At 32.9% G+C, this 19,537-nt stretch carries 14 protein-coding genes; 11 read left to right on the top strand and 3 right to left on the bottom strand.

The window, feature by feature from the left end; translation table 11 throughout:
- Window positions 1–85 precede the first annotated feature (85 nt).
- Complete coding sequence (locus tag CYAN10605_RS02200) at window positions 86–2,668, top strand: glycogen/starch/alpha-glucan phosphorylase (RefSeq protein ID WP_015218305.1); 2,583 nt, start codon at window positions 86–88, stop codon at window positions 2,666–2,668.
- Window positions 2,669–2,726: 58 nt separating this feature from the next.
- On the opposite strand, the gene CYAN10605_RS02195 is transcribed toward CYAN10605_RS02200, so the two are convergent.
- Entirely contained in the window at window positions 2,727–5,366 is a 2,640-nt protein-coding gene (locus CYAN10605_RS02195) for a trans-splicing intein-formed DNA polymerase III subunit alpha N-terminal partner DnaE-N (protein ID WP_015218304.1), read from the bottom strand.
- Window positions 5,367–5,533: 167 nt separating this feature from the next.
- Between CYAN10605_RS02195 and CYAN10605_RS02190 the strand changes: the two genes are divergently transcribed.
- From CYAN10605_RS02190 to CYAN10605_RS02165, 6 genes are all read left to right on the top strand, one after another.
- Window positions 5,534–5,899 carry a nucleotidyltransferase family protein gene (locus CYAN10605_RS02190; RefSeq protein ID WP_015218303.1) on the top strand — a complete coding sequence of 122 codons (366 nt, stop codon included), beginning with the start codon at window positions 5,534–5,536 and terminating at the stop codon, window positions 5,897–5,899.
- Entirely contained in the window at window positions 5,886–6,389 is a 504-nt protein-coding gene (locus CYAN10605_RS02185; RefSeq protein WP_015218302.1) for a ribonuclease toxin HepT-like protein, read from the top strand. The genes CYAN10605_RS02190 and CYAN10605_RS02185 overlap by 14 nt, the downstream gene beginning before the upstream one ends.
- Window positions 6,390–6,501: 112 nt before the next feature.
- Complete coding sequence (locus tag CYAN10605_RS02180) at window positions 6,502–6,933, top strand: EVE domain-containing protein (RefSeq protein ID WP_015218301.1); 432 nt, start codon at window positions 6,502–6,504, stop codon at window positions 6,931–6,933.
- A gap of 204 nt (window positions 6,934–7,137) precedes the next feature.
- Window positions 7,138–10,098, top strand: a complete 2,961-nt coding sequence (locus tag CYAN10605_RS02175; protein WP_015218300.1) for a dynamin family protein — start codon at window positions 7,138–7,140, stop codon at window positions 10,096–10,098.
- Between the two features lie 30 nt (window positions 10,099–10,128).
- Window positions 10,129–11,889, top strand: a complete 1,761-nt coding sequence (locus CYAN10605_RS02170; RefSeq protein ID WP_015218299.1) for a dynamin family protein — start codon at window positions 10,129–10,131, stop codon at window positions 11,887–11,889.
- A 26-nt stretch (window positions 11,890–11,915) separates the two neighbouring features.
- Window positions 11,916–12,506, top strand: a complete 591-nt coding sequence (locus tag CYAN10605_RS02165) for a hypothetical protein (RefSeq protein ID WP_015218298.1) — start codon at window positions 11,916–11,918, stop codon at window positions 12,504–12,506.
- Window positions 12,507–12,990: 484 nt separating this feature from the next.
- On the opposite strand, the gene CYAN10605_RS02160 is transcribed toward CYAN10605_RS02165, so the two are convergent.
- Both CYAN10605_RS02160 and CYAN10605_RS02155 read right to left on the bottom strand, forming a co-directional pair.
- Window positions 12,991–14,655 carry a GAF domain-containing hybrid sensor histidine kinase/response regulator gene (locus CYAN10605_RS02160; protein WP_015218296.1) on the bottom strand — a complete coding sequence of 555 codons (1,665 nt, stop codon included), beginning with the start codon at window positions 14,653–14,655 and terminating at the stop codon, window positions 12,991–12,993.
- Window positions 14,656–14,937: 282 nt separating this feature from the next.
- The gene (locus CYAN10605_RS02155; protein WP_015218295.1) at window positions 14,938–15,168 is read right to left on the bottom strand and encodes a type II toxin-antitoxin system CcdA family antitoxin; all 231 of its coding nucleotides are present in this window, start codon (window positions 15,166–15,168) and stop codon (window positions 14,938–14,940) included.
- Between the two features lie 157 nt (window positions 15,169–15,325).
- Here CYAN10605_RS02155 and lepA point away from each other — a divergent pair, with 157 nt between their 5' ends.
- From lepA to stpA, 4 genes are all read left to right on the top strand, one after another.
- Window positions 15,326–17,134 (top strand): translation elongation factor 4, encoded by a 1,809-nt coding sequence (lepA, locus tag CYAN10605_RS02150; protein WP_015218294.1) that lies wholly within the window; start codon window positions 15,326–15,328, stop codon window positions 17,132–17,134.
- A 288-nt stretch (window positions 17,135–17,422) separates the two neighbouring features.
- On the top strand, window positions 17,423–17,839 hold the full coding sequence (locus CYAN10605_RS02145) for a cupin domain-containing protein (protein WP_015218293.1): 417 nt from the start codon (window positions 17,423–17,425) through the stop codon (window positions 17,837–17,839).
- A gap of 91 nt (window positions 17,840–17,930) precedes the next feature.
- Window positions 17,931–18,263, top strand: coding sequence for a HesB/IscA family protein (locus tag CYAN10605_RS02140; protein ID WP_015218292.1), 333 nt, complete (start codon window positions 17,931–17,933; stop codon window positions 18,261–18,263).
- Window positions 18,264–18,272: 9 nt separating this feature from the next.
- A complete protein-coding gene (gene stpA, locus CYAN10605_RS02135) occupies window positions 18,273–19,532 on the top strand; it encodes a glucosylglycerol 3-phosphatase (protein WP_015218291.1) in 1,260 nt (419 codons plus the stop codon).
- The last annotated feature ends 5 nt before the right edge of the window (window positions 19,533–19,537 follow it).

Here is a 19,537-nt window from a genome sequence, read left to right as displayed (position 1 = left end):
ATTTATTAACCTGAATTTGGATAATAACTTGTTAGGCTATAGGGGAAATACTGATTCAAGAAAATGATCTAATGAGGAGGTATCAATGAATATTTTTGATAATTTTATGAAAAAAACCACCGAAATCACAGACGATAAAAAAACCTCTAACAATTCTCTTCCTCCTAACAATAATAATGTTACTGTAGAAGACGATCGCACCGGTTTAAGTATTCCTACCCTAAAAAGGGCGATCGCAGATAACCTGTTTTACATCCAAGGGAAATTCCCCACTATTGCCACAGAAAACGATTACTACATGGCTTTAGCCTATACCATCCGAGACAGAATGTTACAAAGATGGGCAGTCACCGTTGATAGTTACTTACAATCAAAAACCCGTGTAGTTTCTTATCTTTCCGCCGAATACCTTTTAGGACCTCACTTGGGCAATAATTTAATCAACTTAGGCATTTATGATCGAGTTAAACAAGCAGTAGAGGAATTAGGCTTAGATTTAGAACATCTGATCGCCCAAGAAGAAGAGCCGGGGCTTGGAAATGGAGGGTTAGGGCGTTTAGCGGCCTGTTATATGGATTCTTTAGCTACTTTGGAAATACCTGCTATTGGCTACGGTATTCGTTATGAATTCGGTATTTTTGACCAAGAAATTCGAGATGGTTGGCAGGTAGAAATTACAGACCAATGGTTACGTTACGGTAATCCTTGGGAAATTCGTCGCCCTGAAGTAACCTACGAGGTGAAATTAGGGGGTCATGTGGAACATTATACCGACTCTCACGGGCATTATGGCAGTAATTGGGTGCCTGACTTGGTGGTGAAAGGGGTAGCTTATGATACTCCTATTCTCGGTTATCAAGTTAATACTGCTAATACTCTGCGTCTCTGGAAATCCGAAGCTCCAGAATCCTTTGATTTTCAAGCCTTCAATGTGGGGGATTATTACGGGGCGGTAAATGAAAAGGTTATTTGTGAAAATATCAGTAAAATTCTTTATCCCAATGATGAACAAATACAGGGTAAAGAGTTACGACTAAGGCAACAATACTTTTTTGTTTCCTGTTCTTTGCAAGATATGATTGCCTTACATTTAAGACGAGGTGGTAAGGTTGAAAACTTTTATGAAACTTTTGTCGTTCAATTAAATGATACTCACCCTGCCATTAGTGTAGCAGAGTTAATGCGTTTATTACTCGATGAACACGAATTAGATTGGGAAACTGCGTGGGATGTCACTACTCGCACTTTTGCTTATACTAACCATACTCTCTTACCCGAAGCCTTGGAGAAATGGAATTTAGACTTATTTGCTTCAATTTTGCCCCGTCATTTAGAAATTATCTATGAAATTAATCGCCGTTTCTTAGATGAAGTTGCAATCCGTTTTCCGGGGGATGAAGGCAAGTTATGGAGTTTATCTTTAATAGAAGAAGGAGAAGAAAAATCTATTCGCATGGCACATTTAGCCTGTGTCGGTAGTTTTGCCATTAATGGGGTGGCTCAATTACATTCAGAGTTGCTCAAAGAAACGGTTTTGAAAGATTGGTATGAGCTTTATCCTGAGAAGTTTAGCAACAAAACTAATGGGGTGACTCCTCGTCGTTGGATGGTGTTAAGTAATCCCCGTTTGACGGAGTTAATTACCAGTAAAATTGGCGATGGTTGGATTAAAAATCTTGAGGAGTTGAAGGGTTTAGAGAAATTTGCTGATGATGGGGCATTCCGTAAACAATGGATGGATGTTAAATTGGCGGTGAAGAAAGATTTAGCCTCTCAAGTTGAACAACAGCAGGGTATCAAAATTAATCCTGAGTCGTTATTTGATGTGCAAGTAAAACGGATTCACGAATACAAAAGACAACATCTCAATGTTTTACATATCATCACCCTCTATAACCGTCTCAAGCAACATCCTGATTTAGATATTGTACCCCGTACTTTTATTTTTGGCGGTAAGGCCGCACCTTCTTATCATGTGGCTAAGTTGATGATTAAATTAATTACTTCTGTGGCGGAGGTGGTTAATCATGATCCTGATGTGCGCGATCGCATCAAAGTGGTATTCATGCCAGATTATAATGTTACTAACTCGCAAAAAATCTATCCTGCGGCGGATTTATCAGAACAAATTTCTCTTGCAGGCAAAGAAGCATCAGGCACAGGTAATATGAAATTTTCTCTTAACGGTGCGTTAACCATTGGTACTTTAGATGGTGCAAATGTGGAAATCAGGGAATGTGTAGGGGAAGAAAACTTTTTCCTTTTCGGTTTAACCGCCCAAGAAGTCGAACAACTTAAATCCAGTGGCTATAACCCTTGGGACTACTATCATGATAGTCTAAAACAGGCGATCGACCAGATTTCTTCGGGATTTTTCTCCCACCGTGATGGTAGCCTATTTCAACGTCTGGTTAATTCTTTACTCTATGATGATCGTTATTTACTCTTTGCGGACTATCATTCTTACATTGAGTGCCAAGATCGTGTGGCAGAAGCCTACAGAGATAAAGATAAATGGGCAAAAATGTCTATTTTAAATGTAGCACGGATGGGCAAATTTTCGAGCGATCGCAGTATCAAAGAATATTGCGAAGACATTTGGAAAGTAAAACCTGTACCTGTTGAATTATATGATTTATGCCCTGATGGAGAATGTAAATTAGTTTAACTCAAGGGGCAATGAGCAAAGGAAGAATGAAAAATTAAAAATTAAAAACTTCTAACTCCTAACTCATTACCCCCATGTCATCCACAGAATATAGTTCTAATTCTTGTTCAAAAATATCATTGATAGCTAACATTTGACCATCTTTTGTCATCATTTTATGGTCTTTTGTTGCCTTAATAATTCGACCATCCTCCAATTCATATTCAAATAATTCCTGTGAGCCTCTGTCATGCCATTGAGCAATATTTTGAGTATAAATAAAGCCATTTTTATCCACACTATAAACTTGACAATTAATCTTTTCTTCTACTATTTTACCTATAGAAATTGCTCCATATTCTACTGTTAAAATTTCTGTATCATAACTCAAACAATACTCCGCAAATTTTACCATTTGCTCAAACAAATTTTCTGCGATCGCCTGATTTACTCCATTTTTTACCGCACCATCAATAAAAATTTCTCGATGTTTTTGCATTTCAGAAGCCTTTTTCTTACCCATAGCACGGCGTAACAAGTCTGCTTCTCCCAATGAATATCCTGCCAAATCTTGTGCCATTTTCATAATTTGCTCTTGGTAACATAAAACGCCATAAGTTTCCGTTAAAATAGGCTTCAACATGGGATGCTGAAACTCAATTTTTTCTCTACCATGTTTGCGATTAATAAAAATAGGAATCAATCCTGCATCTAATGGACCTGGACGATATAAAGCTAAAATAGAAGAAATATCCTCAATGCCAGACGGTTTTAAATCCCTTACAATCTGTTTCATCCCGTCAGACTCTAGCTGAAAAACCCCTTCCAAATCTCCTGATTCAAGCAGTTGATGGGTTTTAGCCACATCAGCAGGTAACTTTTTACTTGTGCCTTTTGCCAAAATTTCTAAAGCTTTTCTCTCCCCTAAAGGCAACTCATCTACTTCTATTTTTATGTGGCGATTATACTGAATTAACTCTGCTGTTTTTTGAATTGTAGTCAAATTCTTCAAGCCTAAAAAATCCATTTTTAATAAGCCTAAAGACTCTAAATCTTCCATAAAATATTGAGTAATAACCGCCCCTTCATTATTTTTTTGTAGAGGTACAATTTCATCTAATGGTTGACTAGAAATAACAACTCCTGCGGCATGAACTCCAAAAGTTTTATTAGTTCCTTCAATTCTAATTGCCATATCAATCCAACGCTTAACTTTTGGATCTGTATCGTATTTTTCCTTAAATTCTGGAGAGGGAGTTTCATCAGAAATCATCACCTTTAATTTAGTAGGTTTTCCCCTCGAAACGGGAATCAGTTTCGCCATATAATCAGACTCAGCATAAGGAATGCCAATCACTCTAGCCACATCTTTTAACACTGATTTAGACGTTAAACGGTTAAAAGTAATAATTTGAGCAACGTTACTTTCTCCGTATTTATCTGTGACATATTTAATCATTTTATCCCTTTTTTCTATGCAAAAATCCGTATCAATATCAGGCATAGATTTACGTTCAGGATTTAAAAATCTTTCAAATAATAAACCATGATGAACAGGATCAATATTGGTAATTCCCAACGCATAAGCTACCAGAGATCCAGCCGCAGAACCTCTACCAGGTCCTACAGGAATATTATTATCTCTAGCATATTTTATATAGTCCCAAACTACTAAAAAATAAGTGGAAAAACCCATCTTTTCCATCATCTTTAATTCATACTCTAAACGCTGACGATATTCGGGATTTATTTCACTACGTTTAATACATTTAAGTCTTTTTAATAAACCTTGCCATGTCACTTCTTCTAAGTAGCTTTCTGGAGTATGCCCTGCCGGTACTTTAAAATCGGGAATACGAGGTTCTCCTAACACATTATAAGGCTTAACTTTATCGGCTATTTCTAAAGTATTAATGATAGCTTTTTCAACGGTTTCACTATCAAGATGATCCCTGAATAATAGCCTCATTTCTTCAGGAGATTTAAGGTATTCTGTGCCTGAATATCTAAGTCTTTTTATCTCGTCAATATTTTTATTAGTTTGAATACATAAAAGAGCGTCATGGGCTTCTACATCATAACAGGAAATAAAGTGAGAATCATTAGTTGCTACTATTTTTATGTCTAATTCTTCACTTATTTTAACAATTTCAATATTGACAATTCTATCTTCTTGAGATCCATGATCCTGAATTTCTAAATAAAAATCATCACCAAAAACATTCTTATACCACTTAGCAACTTCCCTCGCTCTTTTATCATCCCCTTGTAAAATTGCTTGGGGAATTTCTCCCCCTAAACAGGCACTTGTTACGATTAATCCTTCATGATACTTTTCTAATAATTCTTTATTAACACAAGGGCGAGAAAAAATCCCCTTTCCTTGCATTCCTTCCAAGTGAGAAATAGTGGTTAATTTAACTAAATTTTGATAACCTTTTTTATCTTTTGCTAAAACAATTTGATGATATTTTCTGATTTTTTTGTGAGGAATTGTTATATCATCGTTAATTACATACATCTCGTTACCGATAATCGGCTTTATTCCTTTATTCAAACAATTTTTAATCAGTTGTATTGCTCCATACATTACACCATGATCCGTAACTGCGATCGCAGGCATATTTAATTCTGTAGCACGTTCTACCAAAGCAGGAATTTGAGAAGCGCCATCGAGCAAACTATAATCAGTATGGATATGTAAACCAACAAAAGACATTTTTTAGTGAATAAAGAATTAAGAATGAAAAATTAAAAACGGACATCTCCAGAGTTTAGGCAAGAAACCTTAAGCACAGGAAAAGATGTTAAATTATGGGAGAAGTCTAATTAATTATTATATACCAGCCTAAGCATTTGTTACTGATTAAATAACTTAATTTATCTATGACTACCGAAGATATTTATATTAAGTATTGGCAAAATAAAATAATTCAACAAAAACAAAAAAATCTCGAAGAAAAGAAAAAAGCAAGGGAAGTTTTAAATAAAATAAAACAAGTTTTAATCGAAGAATTTAGCGTAAATAAAATTATCCTATTTGGCTCATTGCTAACAGATAAATTTGACGAAGAATCAGACATTGACTTAGCGGTAGAAGGTATTAAAAAAAGTGATTTTTTTCATGCTTTTGCGGTAGTAAATGACTTAGGAATAAAATATATGGTTGATTTAAAACCATTGGAAGATTTAGAACCTTATTTCTTGGAAAAAGTATTAAAAAAAGGGGAATGTATCTATGAGAAAAATTAATGTTAATCAAATAACCGAAATAATCACCGATATTGAAAATGAGTTATCCAGGATGAATCAACTAGAGAAAGACATAAAAGAAACTTACGAAAAAATACCCCAATATCCAGAATTAACTATTACGCTATTTGAAAGTTTAGCTCTAAAATTACATAATTTTTACACTGGTTGTGAGCGTATTTTTCAAATCATAACTGATGAATTAAATGGAGGAAAACCATCTAGTTTTGATTGGCATAGGCGTTTATTAGAAAGGATGGCAAATGAGCAAAATGATCGCCCTGGTGTAATTACTAAAAACACAGTAAAACAACTAAAAGATTATCTGGGTTTTCGACATATTGTGAGAAATATTTATGGTTTTGAATTAGATATTGATAGATTAGAAACTTTAGTTAATAACTATTTTTCTGTTTGGCATAATTTTAGGGAAGATATAAACAACTTTTTAAATTGGCTTCATCAATTAAAAGATGTAATTAAATCCTAAATCAATAAATATAGTTAAACAGACATCTTATCTGTAAATAAAATCATATTCAAGATAAAATATTCAAAAATTTAGCAATAAAAAAAGAGGAAAAATTGTGGCATATTGGTTAATGAAATCCGAACCTAATGTATATAGTATCGATGATTTAGAAAGAGAAAAAAGGACGATTTGGGATGGAGTGCGTAACTATCAGGCAAGGAATTATTTACAACAAATGCAAGTGGGAGATATAGCTTTTTTCTATCATTCTAACTGTAAATCTCCCTCAATAGTTGGTTTAATGATGATTATAGAAGCAAATTTACCCGATCCAACCCAATTTGACCCAAAAAGCTCATATTTTGACCCAAAAGCAACTGTAGAGCATCCTAGATGGTTTACGGTTAGGGTTCAATATCAGGAAAAATTTTCTCAGGTAATTTCTTTAACAACTTTAAAAACTAAGTTTTCAGGAGATGAATTATTAATAGTAAGAAAAGGAAATCGTTTATCGGTTATACCCGTTGCTGAAGAGATAGCCCATAAAATTAGACTTCTTTAATTTATAAAATTATTTTATTTCTCTGAGATGAAGCCAATCATGAAGTAAAAAACAATACATTAATAGTCAATAGATTGTAAGCCTTAAATTAACTAACTTTTAATAAATCTCGTCTTTTTTTGTATCATAGTGTCCTCTCTTTTGGTATTGTATTATTTAAGTTTCAAACTATCTGCATCTTAATCAGTTTCAAAAAGATTAATCATGATTCGAGTATCTTCTAATTTTTCCTTTCTCCAGCCTCAGAATCAACAATTAGCCCATTTAGCTTCTTTGGCGGAGTATTTTTTATATATTGACCCAAATACTTGCTTATTTAAACTGAGACAGTTTGGAGAGTTATTAGCGAAACAAGTCGCTTTAAAAGTAGGTATTCATATTAATAATAAAGAAGAACAATTTTTCATTCTCAAAAAATTAGAAAATAGTGGTTTATTCCAGCATCAAATTAAAGATTTATATGAACAATTAACTCTTTTTCATAAAATAAGAATAGAAGGAAATAATGCTACTCATCTCAATTATGATAAACCTGATTATGATACTGCTTTAACTCATATTCAATACGCTTGGGAATTAGGTATTTGGTATTATCGCTCATTTTATGATGATAATTTTCATTTCCAAAAGTTTGTGACTCCTCCTAATCCTACCCTTGAATTTGAAAAGGAATTAAATGAATTAAAAGAGGAGGCAGAAAGAATCAAAAAACGAGCTGAGGCTGACGCAAAACAGAAAGAAGAAATAGGAATTTTACAGCAAAAAACTGAGTCTAAATATCAGCAAATCTTACAACAAAAACAAGATGCGATCGCACTTCTGGAATCTCAGAAAAAAGAGGAAATAGAAAGATTGAGACAGGAAGCCGAATCAAAATATCAAGACGCCTTACAGGAAATAGAGAATTTACAACAAGAAATTAATAATAATAAACTAACGGAAGAAGAAATCAATAACCGTATCAAAAAAGCCATAGAAATAGAGGGTAATATTAACAGTTTTACAGCTATGTTAATGGGTCATTTTGACAATGATAACACCGTAAAAGGATATGAAAATATTAGTCATAAATTAGAAAATATTACCAATGCCATAGATAAAATTTCTCTCTTAATTGGCGATTATCAAGAAACAGAAATGGAACTCCATAATGGAGAAAAAGTTAAGGCTGGATTAGGCATAATTAGTGAGGCAAAAAACCTTCAACAACGGTCAAAAGATTTAAAACATGGAATCTTTAATGTTCTAGTTTTAGGAACATTTAGTAATGGTAAAAGTACCCTTTTAAACGCTATGTTAGGCAGTCGTAAATTACCGATGGATAATTGTCCTGCTACCGCCATTATTACTATATTAGTCTATGGAGAAGAAGAAAATGTTAAGCTATATTATAGCAACAATCAACAACCTAAATACATCTCTTTTGAGGAGTTTGATAAACAATATGTTTTAGATCTTGAGGATCAAGAAACTTTAAATACAACCCATTATATTAATCGCTTTAAAGACATTGAATTTGCGGAAATAGAATGTAATTATAACCTGTGTAAAGGAGGAGTAAGATTAATCGATTCTCCGGGAATTGGGGAACAAATTGCTCGAACAAAATTAACCACAGAATTTTTACAACAATCCCATGCGGTTATCTTCATTTTTGATGCAACCCACATATTAAGGCAGGAAGAAAGGGAATTTATTAAGGCTAATTTTAAACAGGGTAATAATAACGAAAATATCTTTTTTGTGGTCAATAAAATAGATTTAGTCGATGATGATGACGATGATTATACCAACAATCAAAGAGAAAAAACAAGAACAGCTTTTGCTAATTTTATTAAGGATTTGTATTTAGATGAACAAGGCAACTTAGACGGAGATTTATTAAATAATCGCTTATTTTTAATCAATTCTAAATCTGCATTTAAAGGTAGAAGAAAAGATCCAATTAAGCAATCATTAGTAGAAGAATCAGGAATCTTAGAGTTTGAAAAAGAGTTAGAAAATTTCTTAACGACAGGATCAAAATTTAGGGCTGAGGTTAGTTCTGTGGTTGACTTATTAATATTAACTATTGATAAATTAGAACAGAAAATAATTCAACAAGAAAAATTATTAGGTGAACCTTTATCAGTATTAGAAGAAAGAAGAATTGTTGCGGAGAAAAAGTTAAAGCTATTAGAAGAAAGGGAAAATCGGATTAAAGAAATTATCGATTTATATGCCAATACTATCCGAGATAAATTATGTTTTGATTTAGAAACTTATGTCATGAAAATGAAAGAAGATTGGGAATCTGATTATAAAAAATTCACCAATTTAGATAAGCTAAACTTTATTAGTCTTTTTTCAGCGACGATAGATGAATTAACTCGCAGTGCAACTACAAAAGCAATTAATGATGATTTAAAAAAATATGTAGAGTTTAAATTTGAATTTTGGGCTAATCGTATTCCAATTATTATTAATAAAGATTTAGATACTTTGCAGAAACAATTAGATACATCTATTCAAGACTTTGCAAGGGAAATTTCTTTGATTGAATCTCTTTTTACGGGAGAAAATTTAATTGATGTAATAGAAAATCGTGCGGATACAGTAATGCAGTTAATAATTAGTACAATACTAGGTGATTTTAGTACGATGAATAGTAGTGTAATGGGAGATAATGATTGGTCAAATTTTTTCTGGGAAAGTATCAAACAAACTGTTTTAGTAACATCTATTTTATTAATATTTCCTGCCGCAATTGAATGGTTTGTTTTAATTGGGACAGAAATTTTTACATTTGTTCGTAAAGGAGAGAAATCTAAAAATAAATTAATGATTAAAATAGGACAAAAGGTTTTTGAAGAAGTTGAAATCAAGTTACCAGAATTAAAAAAAGTTGTTATAAAAAAAATAAACGAGCAATTTGATAGTCTAAAAAATCAAATAACTTCTGCAATTCAGCAACAAATAGAAGAAGTAAGAAAAGAACAAGATAAAATTATTCAAGATAAAAAAGATAAAGAATTTTCTATCGAAAAAGAAAAAATTAGAATTTCTGCCATTAAAAACGAAGTTATATATTTATTTAACGAGATTAGTAAAAATACCTATGATAGAGAGTATTCTTTAGAAGAAATAAAATGGGTTTATCAAGGAAAACAACTCATTAAAAATTAAATAAAATATATTTTTCGTCAATAAAATAGTATGGTAAATCGCTTTTATTTTAATGACCCAAATTGTTATGTTGCCCCAAATGAGCAATTTAATTTTGTTTATTTTGCTCATGAGGTTAAATATATAGCAACTCAGCTAATAAGTATATCCGCTAGTTTTAGTGATATTAAACTAAAAACAGAAATACAAAACTTTGAATCCTTAATTAATCGGTTTTATGAATTACAGTATCATTTATTAACACATAAAAAAAGAATTTCTGTATTTGGCATTTTTAAATCTGGTAAATCTACCTTTATTAATGCAATTTTAGGTCAAAAAATATTACCTAGTCGTAATGATAGAGCAACAGGTGTAATTACTACTATTAGCCATGACTCTAAAGAATATGCTAAGATTCATTTTGATTCTAGGCTAGGACAAATTACGGAAATAATTAGTATTGATAAAATTAAAAAGTATATTTTATTAGATACTTCTGATGTTATTGCTAAACCTCCTGAAAATATCAAGAAAGTAGAAATAAAATTACCGACTTTTTTTTTATATGAAGATTGCGATTTAACAGATACGCCCGGATTATTAGATAATGAAGATTTAACTCAATTAAGTTATCAAGAAATTGAAAAATCAGATCTAGCTATTATTGTATTAAGAGCCGATAAATTATTATCGGAAAAAGAACAAGAAGCCGTTGATAATGTAAATAATTTACTTCAAGGGAATGTCATATTTGTTATTAATAGAATGGGGATTATTTGGGATGATGATGATGATGATGATGAAAATAATGAACAAATTAAAAAAATATTAAAACGAGCTAATAAAATATTAGAAAATACTGGTAACTCAATCATAGGAAACCCTTTATTATTTCCTATCGATGCTTTATCTGTTCTTAAACAAGATGACTCGGAAATGGCTATTCATTATCAAAAAAATATTAATAATTTTAAACTCCAGTTAAAATATTTGTTTGATTCTTTTATTACAGAAAGATTAATTTTATTACCGAGACTAGGTAAGATTCAAAAACATTTAAAAAATGTGCTTAGTTACTGTCAATTTGAAATTTTTACTTTGCAAGAAAAGGTAAAAGAATTAGAAGGGTTAAGGGCAAAAGTTTTAGAGAAAAGAAACGTTAATTTTCTGAACAAACTAGAATCAATTAGATTAATTTTAAAGCAGGAAAAGCAATCTATTTTTAATCATTTAAAAACAATAATAAATGAAGTAATTGGTAAAGCAAAAAATTTGATAAAAGAAGATAAGCCGATATGGGTAAATCAATTAAAAGAAGAATGGAATGTTGCCAATAAATCATTTATTGATTATCTAAACACAAGTGTCATAAATTGCAATAACAAAATTGACGAAATTGACATTTTTCCCGAATGGAGCTATAGTGCATTTTTACAGCATTTAGAGCTAGAAGAAGATTTAATTACTAATGTTAGTAATAACATCGGAGATTGGGGGTCTTTTACACTGAAATTTGCACGAAATGTAGAAAATTTTATCTCTAATAAAAATACTAGATATGAAATTTTTAACAATGTCAAAAAAGAAGTTTTACAAAGAGAACAAGTATTAAGAAATAGTGTTGATCAATATTTTCTTTTAATCGAGGAAAATGTAAAAATTTATGAGCGAGACAATCAACCTACTATCGAAGCATCGGAAAATTTACTTTCTCTTTATTATGATATGAATATCTATCAAGATATTATTTTACAATCAAAAAACTTCTTAGATTTTATTGATAAAATTATTAATGATTTAAAAAATTAAGAATTATAATTATTTATTTTAAGTTTATGCTAAAAATCACTCAAGATATACAAGACTGGAACAAACAATTTGAGATCGTATGGCAACCTTTTGCTAATAAAATTATTTATATTTTCTCCTCTGAATATCCGCAAAAACTAAAGTTAATAAAATCTAATGAGGATTTGAATAATTATATTCATGATATAGTTAAATTCTATTTAAAAATGTGGCAAGATGAGAAAGAAGATCAAGGAATTTGGTTAGAGATTTTGATGCGAGAATATCCCATAATTGCACAAGATTTTGTGGACAGTTTAAATCAAATGGAGATTAATATTCCCTCTCAACCAGTGTTTTTATGGTCAATCAAAGAAATAGGTGCGATCGCATCTGCTATGCTCATAGGAATAATAATCTTATTATGGGGACAAAATATGAGTAATTTTAACATTGATTTAATTACCTTAAGACAGGGAATAATTAGTGTAGGTTTTATTTATACAGTGTTTTCTGTAGTGAAAAAAATTAGAGAAAAAAGAATCGAAGATGAAACCAATAATTTAATCAAAAAATTGACTTCTCAAATAGAAATTTATCATGAAAAATTGGGAGCAATTATCAGGACTATTAATTAATATTTGTTTTAATTAACATCTGTTTTATGAACATATTTGCTAAAATCATAGATATAAAATATCAAAAAATATTTACCTTAGAACTGAAATTAATAAATGATTCAGAATTTGACATAAATTTAATACCTTCTAACTGTTTTTTGAGTTATTCTAACAACAATTTAAGTTTCGGTATTTGTAAATAGGTATCGCCAAAAAGACTCGACCGTATCTCTATTAAAGAGTGTATTATATACTATAATCTTAAAAAAAATTAGTGTTATTCCAGTTATTAAAAACAAAAGAATAAAGGGCGATCGAGATTTTATTTAATGGGATAAAATATCTTTAATAGTAGTTATGTTAACAATAAAAACAATAAAATAAATAAAAAAGATTAGGACTAAGTATTATTTCTTTTTGGGAAATAGCAAAATTAGTCAAAAAAAACGTCTTCAATACCAATATCTGTTAAGAAAAATCATGATAAAAACAAATAAAAAAACTACTCGGATATCTTGTCTTGATTTTCCGTTTTTAGCAAAGGTAATTGAGCTAAAGGCATAGTAAATGTTACAGTTGTACCTAAAAATTCTCCCATACTATAAAACGATATTTTTCCCCCCATGGCTTCAACTAAACGTTTGGAAATAGCTAAACCTAAACCTGTACCTCCGTAGGCTTTCGTACGTGAACCATCAACCTGATAAAATGTTTCAAACAGTCTTTCTTGTTTATCTAAAGCAACTCCTATCCCCGTATCCTCTACACTTATCTTTAACACTCCGGGTAAAATAACATCATTAATTTCGATTTGTTTATGTACTATTTCCCCTTTTATTTCAATGCCTCCCTCTTGAGTAAATTTTAAAGAATTACCCACTAAATTTAACATTACCTGCAAAAGTCTTTGATAATCGGCGTAAAGTAGTATTTCATCGTAGGTGGAGGGTAGCTCAATATGAAAATAAAGATTTTTCTTCTCTGCTTGGGAGTGAGCGAATTTCTGAATTTCATCACAAATCTGATTCCAAGAAATGGATGTCAGTTCAAATTCCATCTTCCCTGCTTCAATTTTGGCAATGTCTAAAATATCATTAATCAGATTGAGTAAATGTAGTGCTGAATTATATGCTTGATCAATAAACTCCCTTTCTTCCTCCTTATCATCAGCCATATCATCTAAAACCAATTTGAGAAAACCCAATATACCATTCAATGGAGTCCTCAATTCATGACTTGTACTAGCTAGAAACTCACTTTTCAACCTTGATGCTTCTTTCGCTTCTTTATTGGCAATTTCTAGCTTTTGATAAATAGTAGCGTGCGCCATAGCTGTACCCACTTGATCCGCTAATTCCTGTACTAATTCTTGTTCGGCTTCATTCCAACTACGGGGGCGATCGCACTGATGTAAACAAATGATACCATTCAATTCCTGTTGATAGAAAGTAGGCACTAGCAAAGTAGATAAAGCATCACAATCAGCACAATGACTAGAATTAAAAATCACTGCATTACGAGACATAATCGCCTCTTTCATTTCTTCATGGTCGCTGTATTTGATCTGCATGGCTAACAATGATTTATACTTAGGCTCACAATACTCTGCTTTCACCTGCAAAATTTCACTATTAGAGTTTGTTGGCATAAGTAACAAACAACGACTAGCTTTTAACGCCTCACCAATACTATCAACGGTTTGTTGTCCGATGGTTTCTAAATCAAGAGTACGACGAATCTTACGGGCAATATTAGTTAATAATTTCTGATAAGGATCGGGATTTGTCGGTAAGGCGGATGTGGATTCAATGGACAAGTGAGAAGCATTATCCAAACTTCTACCCATTACCAAAACAGATTCTACCGCACCATCACTCAAGATGATAGGACTAATAATCAACTCAAAGGGCAAACAAAACTGCTCATGACAAAAAACATAATTACATTGCTCCGGTATTTTCCGTTTGATTACCCGCCGAATACGCTCTAAATAAGTCTCTTTTACTAAAGGTTGAAAAGTCTTTTGATCCAAATTACTTTGATTATAAATATCAGATTTCCAATAAAAGGAAAGATATTCCCCTTGTGCATTTTGAGTGAAAACTAGCTCTGCTCCCAATTGAGAGAAAATATGACCATTATTATATTCCACAATATTCGACATCATGATTTTTGTGATCTGTTCCTCTCATCAATTTATAACTATTTGCCTATTTAAACTGAGACCTATTAAATTCAACTTTAATTAATTCTTAAAAACTATTTAAACGCTTACCAGATTAGAAGTTACCTACTTTTTCCCGATGATTTAGATGTGTCCTAAGCTAAGACATATTTTACTTCCCATTTTGATTAAATTTTAAAAATGACTCAAACGCCTAACTTTTCCCCTTTCCCTCTTCCCTCTTCCCTACCTTAACCAGTCAACTTAGGTGCAAACTAGCTTAGTTTAGTCATTCCATTCCCCTCTAGGTGGCACAGGAGGATTACGGCGGAGACTACGGGTTAAATCATCATCCTGCTGTCTTTCACCCCTCAGCCATTGTTTTAAAGCGGACTCAATAATTCTACTAGGATCATTAGTAAGATGGCTTACCTTTTCTAATAATTCAGAATCGATGTGAATGGAAATTTCCACCTTTTCTGCTCCACGTCCTTCTGACAAAGTGTTATTATTCATAATAATTACTTTTAATCTTATACTTATCTAATCTAACAAAATCATCTTAATTCTATTTTCCTAAATAAAGAGCGTTTTTCCTAGCTCACCATTACAATAAGTTAAGAAACGTTAATTTTTGACTAGCCCATTTATTGAAATCAAACCAACGACATCTATGACTGACACTCCCGTAAAACGCCTGCGCAATTTTTGTATTATTGCCCATATTGATCACGGTAAATCTACTTTAGCAGACCGTTTGCTACAGGTAACTGGTACTGTGGCAGATCGGGAGATGAAGGCTCAGTTCCTTGATAATATGGAGCTAGAAAGAGAAAGAGGCATTACTATTAAACTCCAAGCCGCACGGATGAACTATAAAGCGAAGGATGGAGAGGAATACGTTTTAAATTTAATTGATACCCCTGGTCACGTGGATTTTTCCTATGAGGTATCTCGCTCTTTAGCCGCTTGTGAGGGTGCTTTATTGGTAGTTGATGCTTCTCAAGGAGTAGAGGCTCAAACTTTGGCAAATGTCTATTTAGCCCTTGATAATGACTTAGAAATTATCCCTGTGTTGAATAAAATTGATTTACCCGGAGCAGAGCCTGAAAGAGTCATCAATGAAATCGAAGAAGTTGTCGGTTTAGATTGTAGTAATATTATTCACGCTTCAGCGAAAACAGGTATTGGTGTTGACGATATTTTAGAAGCTATTGTCGCTCAAGTACCACCACCTCAAGATACTTTAGACAAGCCTTTTCGAGCTTTAATTTTTGATAGTTACTATGACCCCTATCGGGGAGTTATCGTCTATTTCCGTGTGATGGATGGCAGTCTTAAAAAAGGCGATCGCATCCGTTTAATGGCATCAGGCAAAGAATACGATTTAGATGAAATTGGGGTACTTTCCCCCACTCAGGTGCAAGTTGACGAACTTCACGCAGGAGAAGTAGGCTATCTCGCCGCCGCTATTAAAAGTGTGGAAGATGCACGGGTAGGAGATACCATCACCCTAGTCAGTAAACCAGCAAAAGAACCTCTCCCCGGTTATACAGAAGCAAAACCAATGGTATTCTGCGGTTTATTCCCCACTGATGCAGATCAATATGCAGACTTGAAGGACGCTTTAGAAAAGCTAAAACTCAATGATGCCGCCCTTTCCTTTGAACCTGAAACATCTTCAGCCATGGGCTTTGGTTTCCGTTGCGGTTTCTTAGGCTTGTTACACATGGAAATTGTCCAAGAACGTTTAGAAAGAGAATATAATCTTGATTTAATTACTACCGCTCCTTCTGTAGTTTATCGAGTTACTACCACCGATGGCGAAGAAATCGAAATTGATAATCCTAGCGCCTTACCTCCTCCACAAAAACGAATCAAAATCGAAGAGCCTTACATCCGAGTAGAAATGATTACTCCTGAAACCTACGTTGGCCCTCTGATGGATTTATGTCAAACTCGACGAGGGGTATTTGTGGATATGAAATATTTTACCCTCAACCGTACTAATTTAATTTATGAATTACCTTTAGCAGAGGTAGTTACAGACTTTTTTGATCAATTAAAATCTCGTTCTCGTGGTTATGCCAGTATGGAATATCACTTAATTGGTTATCGAGAAAATCATTTAATTCGCTTAGATATTATGGTAAATAAAGATCCTGTGGATGCTTTAGCCATGATTGTCCATCGAGACAAAGCCTATCAGGTTGGACGAGCTTTAACGGAAAAATTAAAAGAATTGATTCCACGTCATCAATTTAAAGTGCCTATTCAAGCTGCGATCGGGTCTAAAATTATTGCTAGTGAACATATTCCTGCTTTAAGAAAAGATGTTTTAGCGAAATGTTATGGCGGTGATATTAGTCGTAAGAAAAAACTACTACAAAAACAAGCCAAAGGTAAAAAACGGATGAAGTCCATTGGAACTGTAGATGTACCTCAAGAAGCCTTTATGGCGGTTTTGAAACTGGAATCTTAAGGTATCGGGAAATGAGGAGAGAGAGACAAGTTGTCAGGTTTCAAGTTTCAGGTTTTAGAAGAAAGTAATGAGTGTTCGGAGTTTTTAATTCTTAATTCTTAATTTTTCCTTTGCCCTCCCCCCTCTCGAGGGGGGATAAAGGGGGGTTCGCCCCTTGCCCTTTTAACTTTGCCTTTTTTCCATAGAAGTGAAGAAAAAGAGTTGCACAAAATAAGAAAACAATTGCTATCTTAAGTTAAGATTACCATACCCATAACTTAAAACAGAATCATTTGCAATACTCTTATTATGGCTAAAACTCAGACTCAAAACAAAACCCAAGAAATACATTCCACCACTTCTCATCCTCACAAATCAGAAATTCAGGTTACAGAAACTCGCCCTTGGGGAAGTTTTACCACCCTAGAGGAAGGATTTGGCTACAAAATTAAACGTATTGAAGTTAACCCAGGCCATCGTCTAAGTTTACAAATGCACCATCACCGCAGTGAACATTGGATTGTTGTTTCTGGCACTGCTAAAGTCGTTTGTGGAGATGAAGAAAAAATATTAGCGGCAAATCAGTCAACTTATGTGCCTCAATGCACCGCCCACCGTTTAGAAAATCCGGGGGTTATTAAATTAGTGATTATCGAGGTACAAAATGGCGAATATTTAGGGGAAGATGATATTATTCGTTTTCAAGATGACTATTCCAGAGGGTAAAAACTCTATTAGGAATTAGGGATTAGTAATTAGGAATTATTTTTAACTCCCTACCCCTTACTGCCTCTAACAGTAAACTTAAATGTAGATTATGATCAATATTAGTAAAAGAGCGATCGCAGAACTAAAAAGAATTCAAAAAAATCAATATCCTGACTGTAATCATATCCGAGTTGGTATCAATCAAGGAGGATGTCTTAACTATGCCTATAATATCGAATTTGCACAGGAAATTAACGAAGCAGATTTAACCTTTAACCACGATTCAGGAATGGTGATAGTAGCTAATTCAGAAATTTATTCCCGTCTGCAAAATTTGACGATTGACTATTTAGAGGATTTAATGGGGGGAGCATTCCAATTTAAAAATCCTAACATTGCTCATCATTGCAGTTGTGGATTATCTTTTGACCTAGAATCATAAAATCCTCTCATGACTTATTCTAATCTCAACCAATTTTCTTTATCTTTAAATCATGATTTATGTGCAGAAAAATTAATTAACACCAAAAATAAATTAATTATTCAAGACTTGGATGGAGTTTGCATGGGGTTAGTCAAAAATCCCCTTCATCGAGTTATTGATTTTAATTATGTCAAAGCCGCCCGTAACTTACATAATCATTTTTACGTATTAACTAATGGTGAACATATTGGCAAATTTGGCGTTAACCACATTATTGAAAAATCCGCCCCTAATCCTGAGATAGTAAAAAAAGAAGGTTACTATCTATCTGGTTTAGCAGGAGGGGGAGTTCAATGGCAAGATAATTACGGTAAAATTACTTATCCGGGGGTAAAGCAGGAAGAATTAACATTTTTATCGGCGATTCCAGCTATTTTTGAGGAGAGATTGCGGAATTTTTGTCAAAATCAAGCTCCGTTTTTAACTAAGGAAGTGATTAACGAGGCTCTTGACGCAGTAATTTTAGTTAACCAAGTTTCTCCTACAATTAACCTTAATACTTTTTTCTCTTTATTTGTAGATCATCCTCATCTTTATCTTGCCCTACAAAAAGAGATAAAGGCACTGATGGATGAGTTACTAGACAAAGCTCAAAAAAACGGCTTGAAACACTCTTTCTTTCTCCATTTAGCTCCTAATTTAGGCAGAGACGAGGAGGGCGTCGAAATAATGAAGGAAGCCACAGAAAACGATTCAGGCACGACAGATTTTCAATTTATGCTCAAAGGTGCAGTTAAAGAAGCGGGAGTTTTATATATTCTCAATCATTACTATTATTTACATACGGGAGAATATCCTCTTGGTCAAGATTTTAGCCCCCAACAAGCACCGAATAATCATCAAGAGTTAGTTAATTTAGTGATTGATAAATTTTCTCCTGAATCGATGCCCTTAATTATGGGAGTGGGAGATACCGTTAACAGTCAAGTAACTTGGCAAAATGGAAAAAAAATAGTGAAAAGAGGAGGAAGCGATCGCAATTTCTTACAATTGATTCAAGATATAGGTAAAGGGTTTAATATTGATAATATCATTGCTTATGTTGATAGTTCTGGTGGGGAAGTCAAAAACCGTAAACCGATTAAAGTAGAAAATATTGACGGTAACTTAATAGTAACAGAAGGAATAGCCCATCCAGATGATCCCGATGAGCCATTAAATGTTAACTTTGTATTTCCTGAAGGACATCGACAATATTGTCAGTTTTTTCAAAAAATCACTGGTTAAAAATT

Origin of the sequence: Cyanobacterium aponinum PCC 10605, assembly GCF_000317675.1 — a bacterium.
Lineage (GTDB): Bacteria > Cyanobacteriota > Cyanobacteriia > Cyanobacteriales > Cyanobacteriaceae > PCC-10605.
This window is presented reverse-complemented; position numbering and strand designations above follow the sequence as displayed.

Bases quoted from the DNA above. Each gene is read 5' to 3' on its own strand.
- CYAN10605_RS02190 (WP_015218303.1), top strand. From the start codon at position 5,534: ATGACTACCGAAGATATTTATATTAAGTATTGGCAAAATAAAATAATT.
- lepA (WP_015218294.1), top strand. From the start codon at position 15,326: ATGACTGACACTCCCGTAAAACGCCTGCGCAATTTTTGTATTATTGCC.
- CYAN10605_RS02180 (WP_015218301.1), top strand. From the start codon at position 6,502: ATGAAATCCGAACCTAATGTATATAGTATCGATGATTTAGAAAGAGAA.
- CYAN10605_RS02185 (WP_015218302.1), top strand. From the start codon at position 5,886: ATGAGAAAAATTAATGTTAATCAAATAACCGAAATAATCACCGATATT.
- CYAN10605_RS02140 (WP_015218292.1), top strand. From the start codon at position 17,931: ATGATCAATATTAGTAAAAGAGCGATCGCAGAACTAAAAAGAATTCAA.
- CYAN10605_RS02170 (WP_015218299.1), top strand. From the start codon at position 10,129: ATGGTAAATCGCTTTTATTTTAATGACCCAAATTGTTATGTTGCCCCA.
- stpA (WP_015218291.1), top strand. From the start codon at position 18,273: ATGACTTATTCTAATCTCAACCAATTTTCTTTATCTTTAAATCATGAT.
- CYAN10605_RS02145 (WP_015218293.1), top strand. From the start codon at position 17,423: ATGGCTAAAACTCAGACTCAAAACAAAACCCAAGAAATACATTCCACC.
- CYAN10605_RS02165 (WP_015218298.1), top strand. From the start codon at position 11,916: ATGCTAAAAATCACTCAAGATATACAAGACTGGAACAAACAATTTGAG.
- CYAN10605_RS02155 (WP_015218295.1), bottom strand. From the start codon at position 15,168: ATGAATAATAACACTTTGTCAGAAGGACGTGGAGCAGAAAAGGTGGAA.
- CYAN10605_RS02200 (WP_015218305.1), top strand. From the start codon at position 86: ATGAATATTTTTGATAATTTTATGAAAAAAACCACCGAAATCACAGAC.
- CYAN10605_RS02175 (WP_015218300.1), top strand. From the start codon at position 7,138: ATGATTCGAGTATCTTCTAATTTTTCCTTTCTCCAGCCTCAGAATCAA.
- CYAN10605_RS02160 (WP_015218296.1), bottom strand. From the start codon at position 14,655: ATGATGTCGAATATTGTGGAATATAATAATGGTCATATTTTCTCTCAA.
- CYAN10605_RS02195 (WP_015218304.1), bottom strand. From the start codon at position 5,366: ATGTCTTTTGTTGGTTTACATATCCATACTGATTATAGTTTGCTCGAT.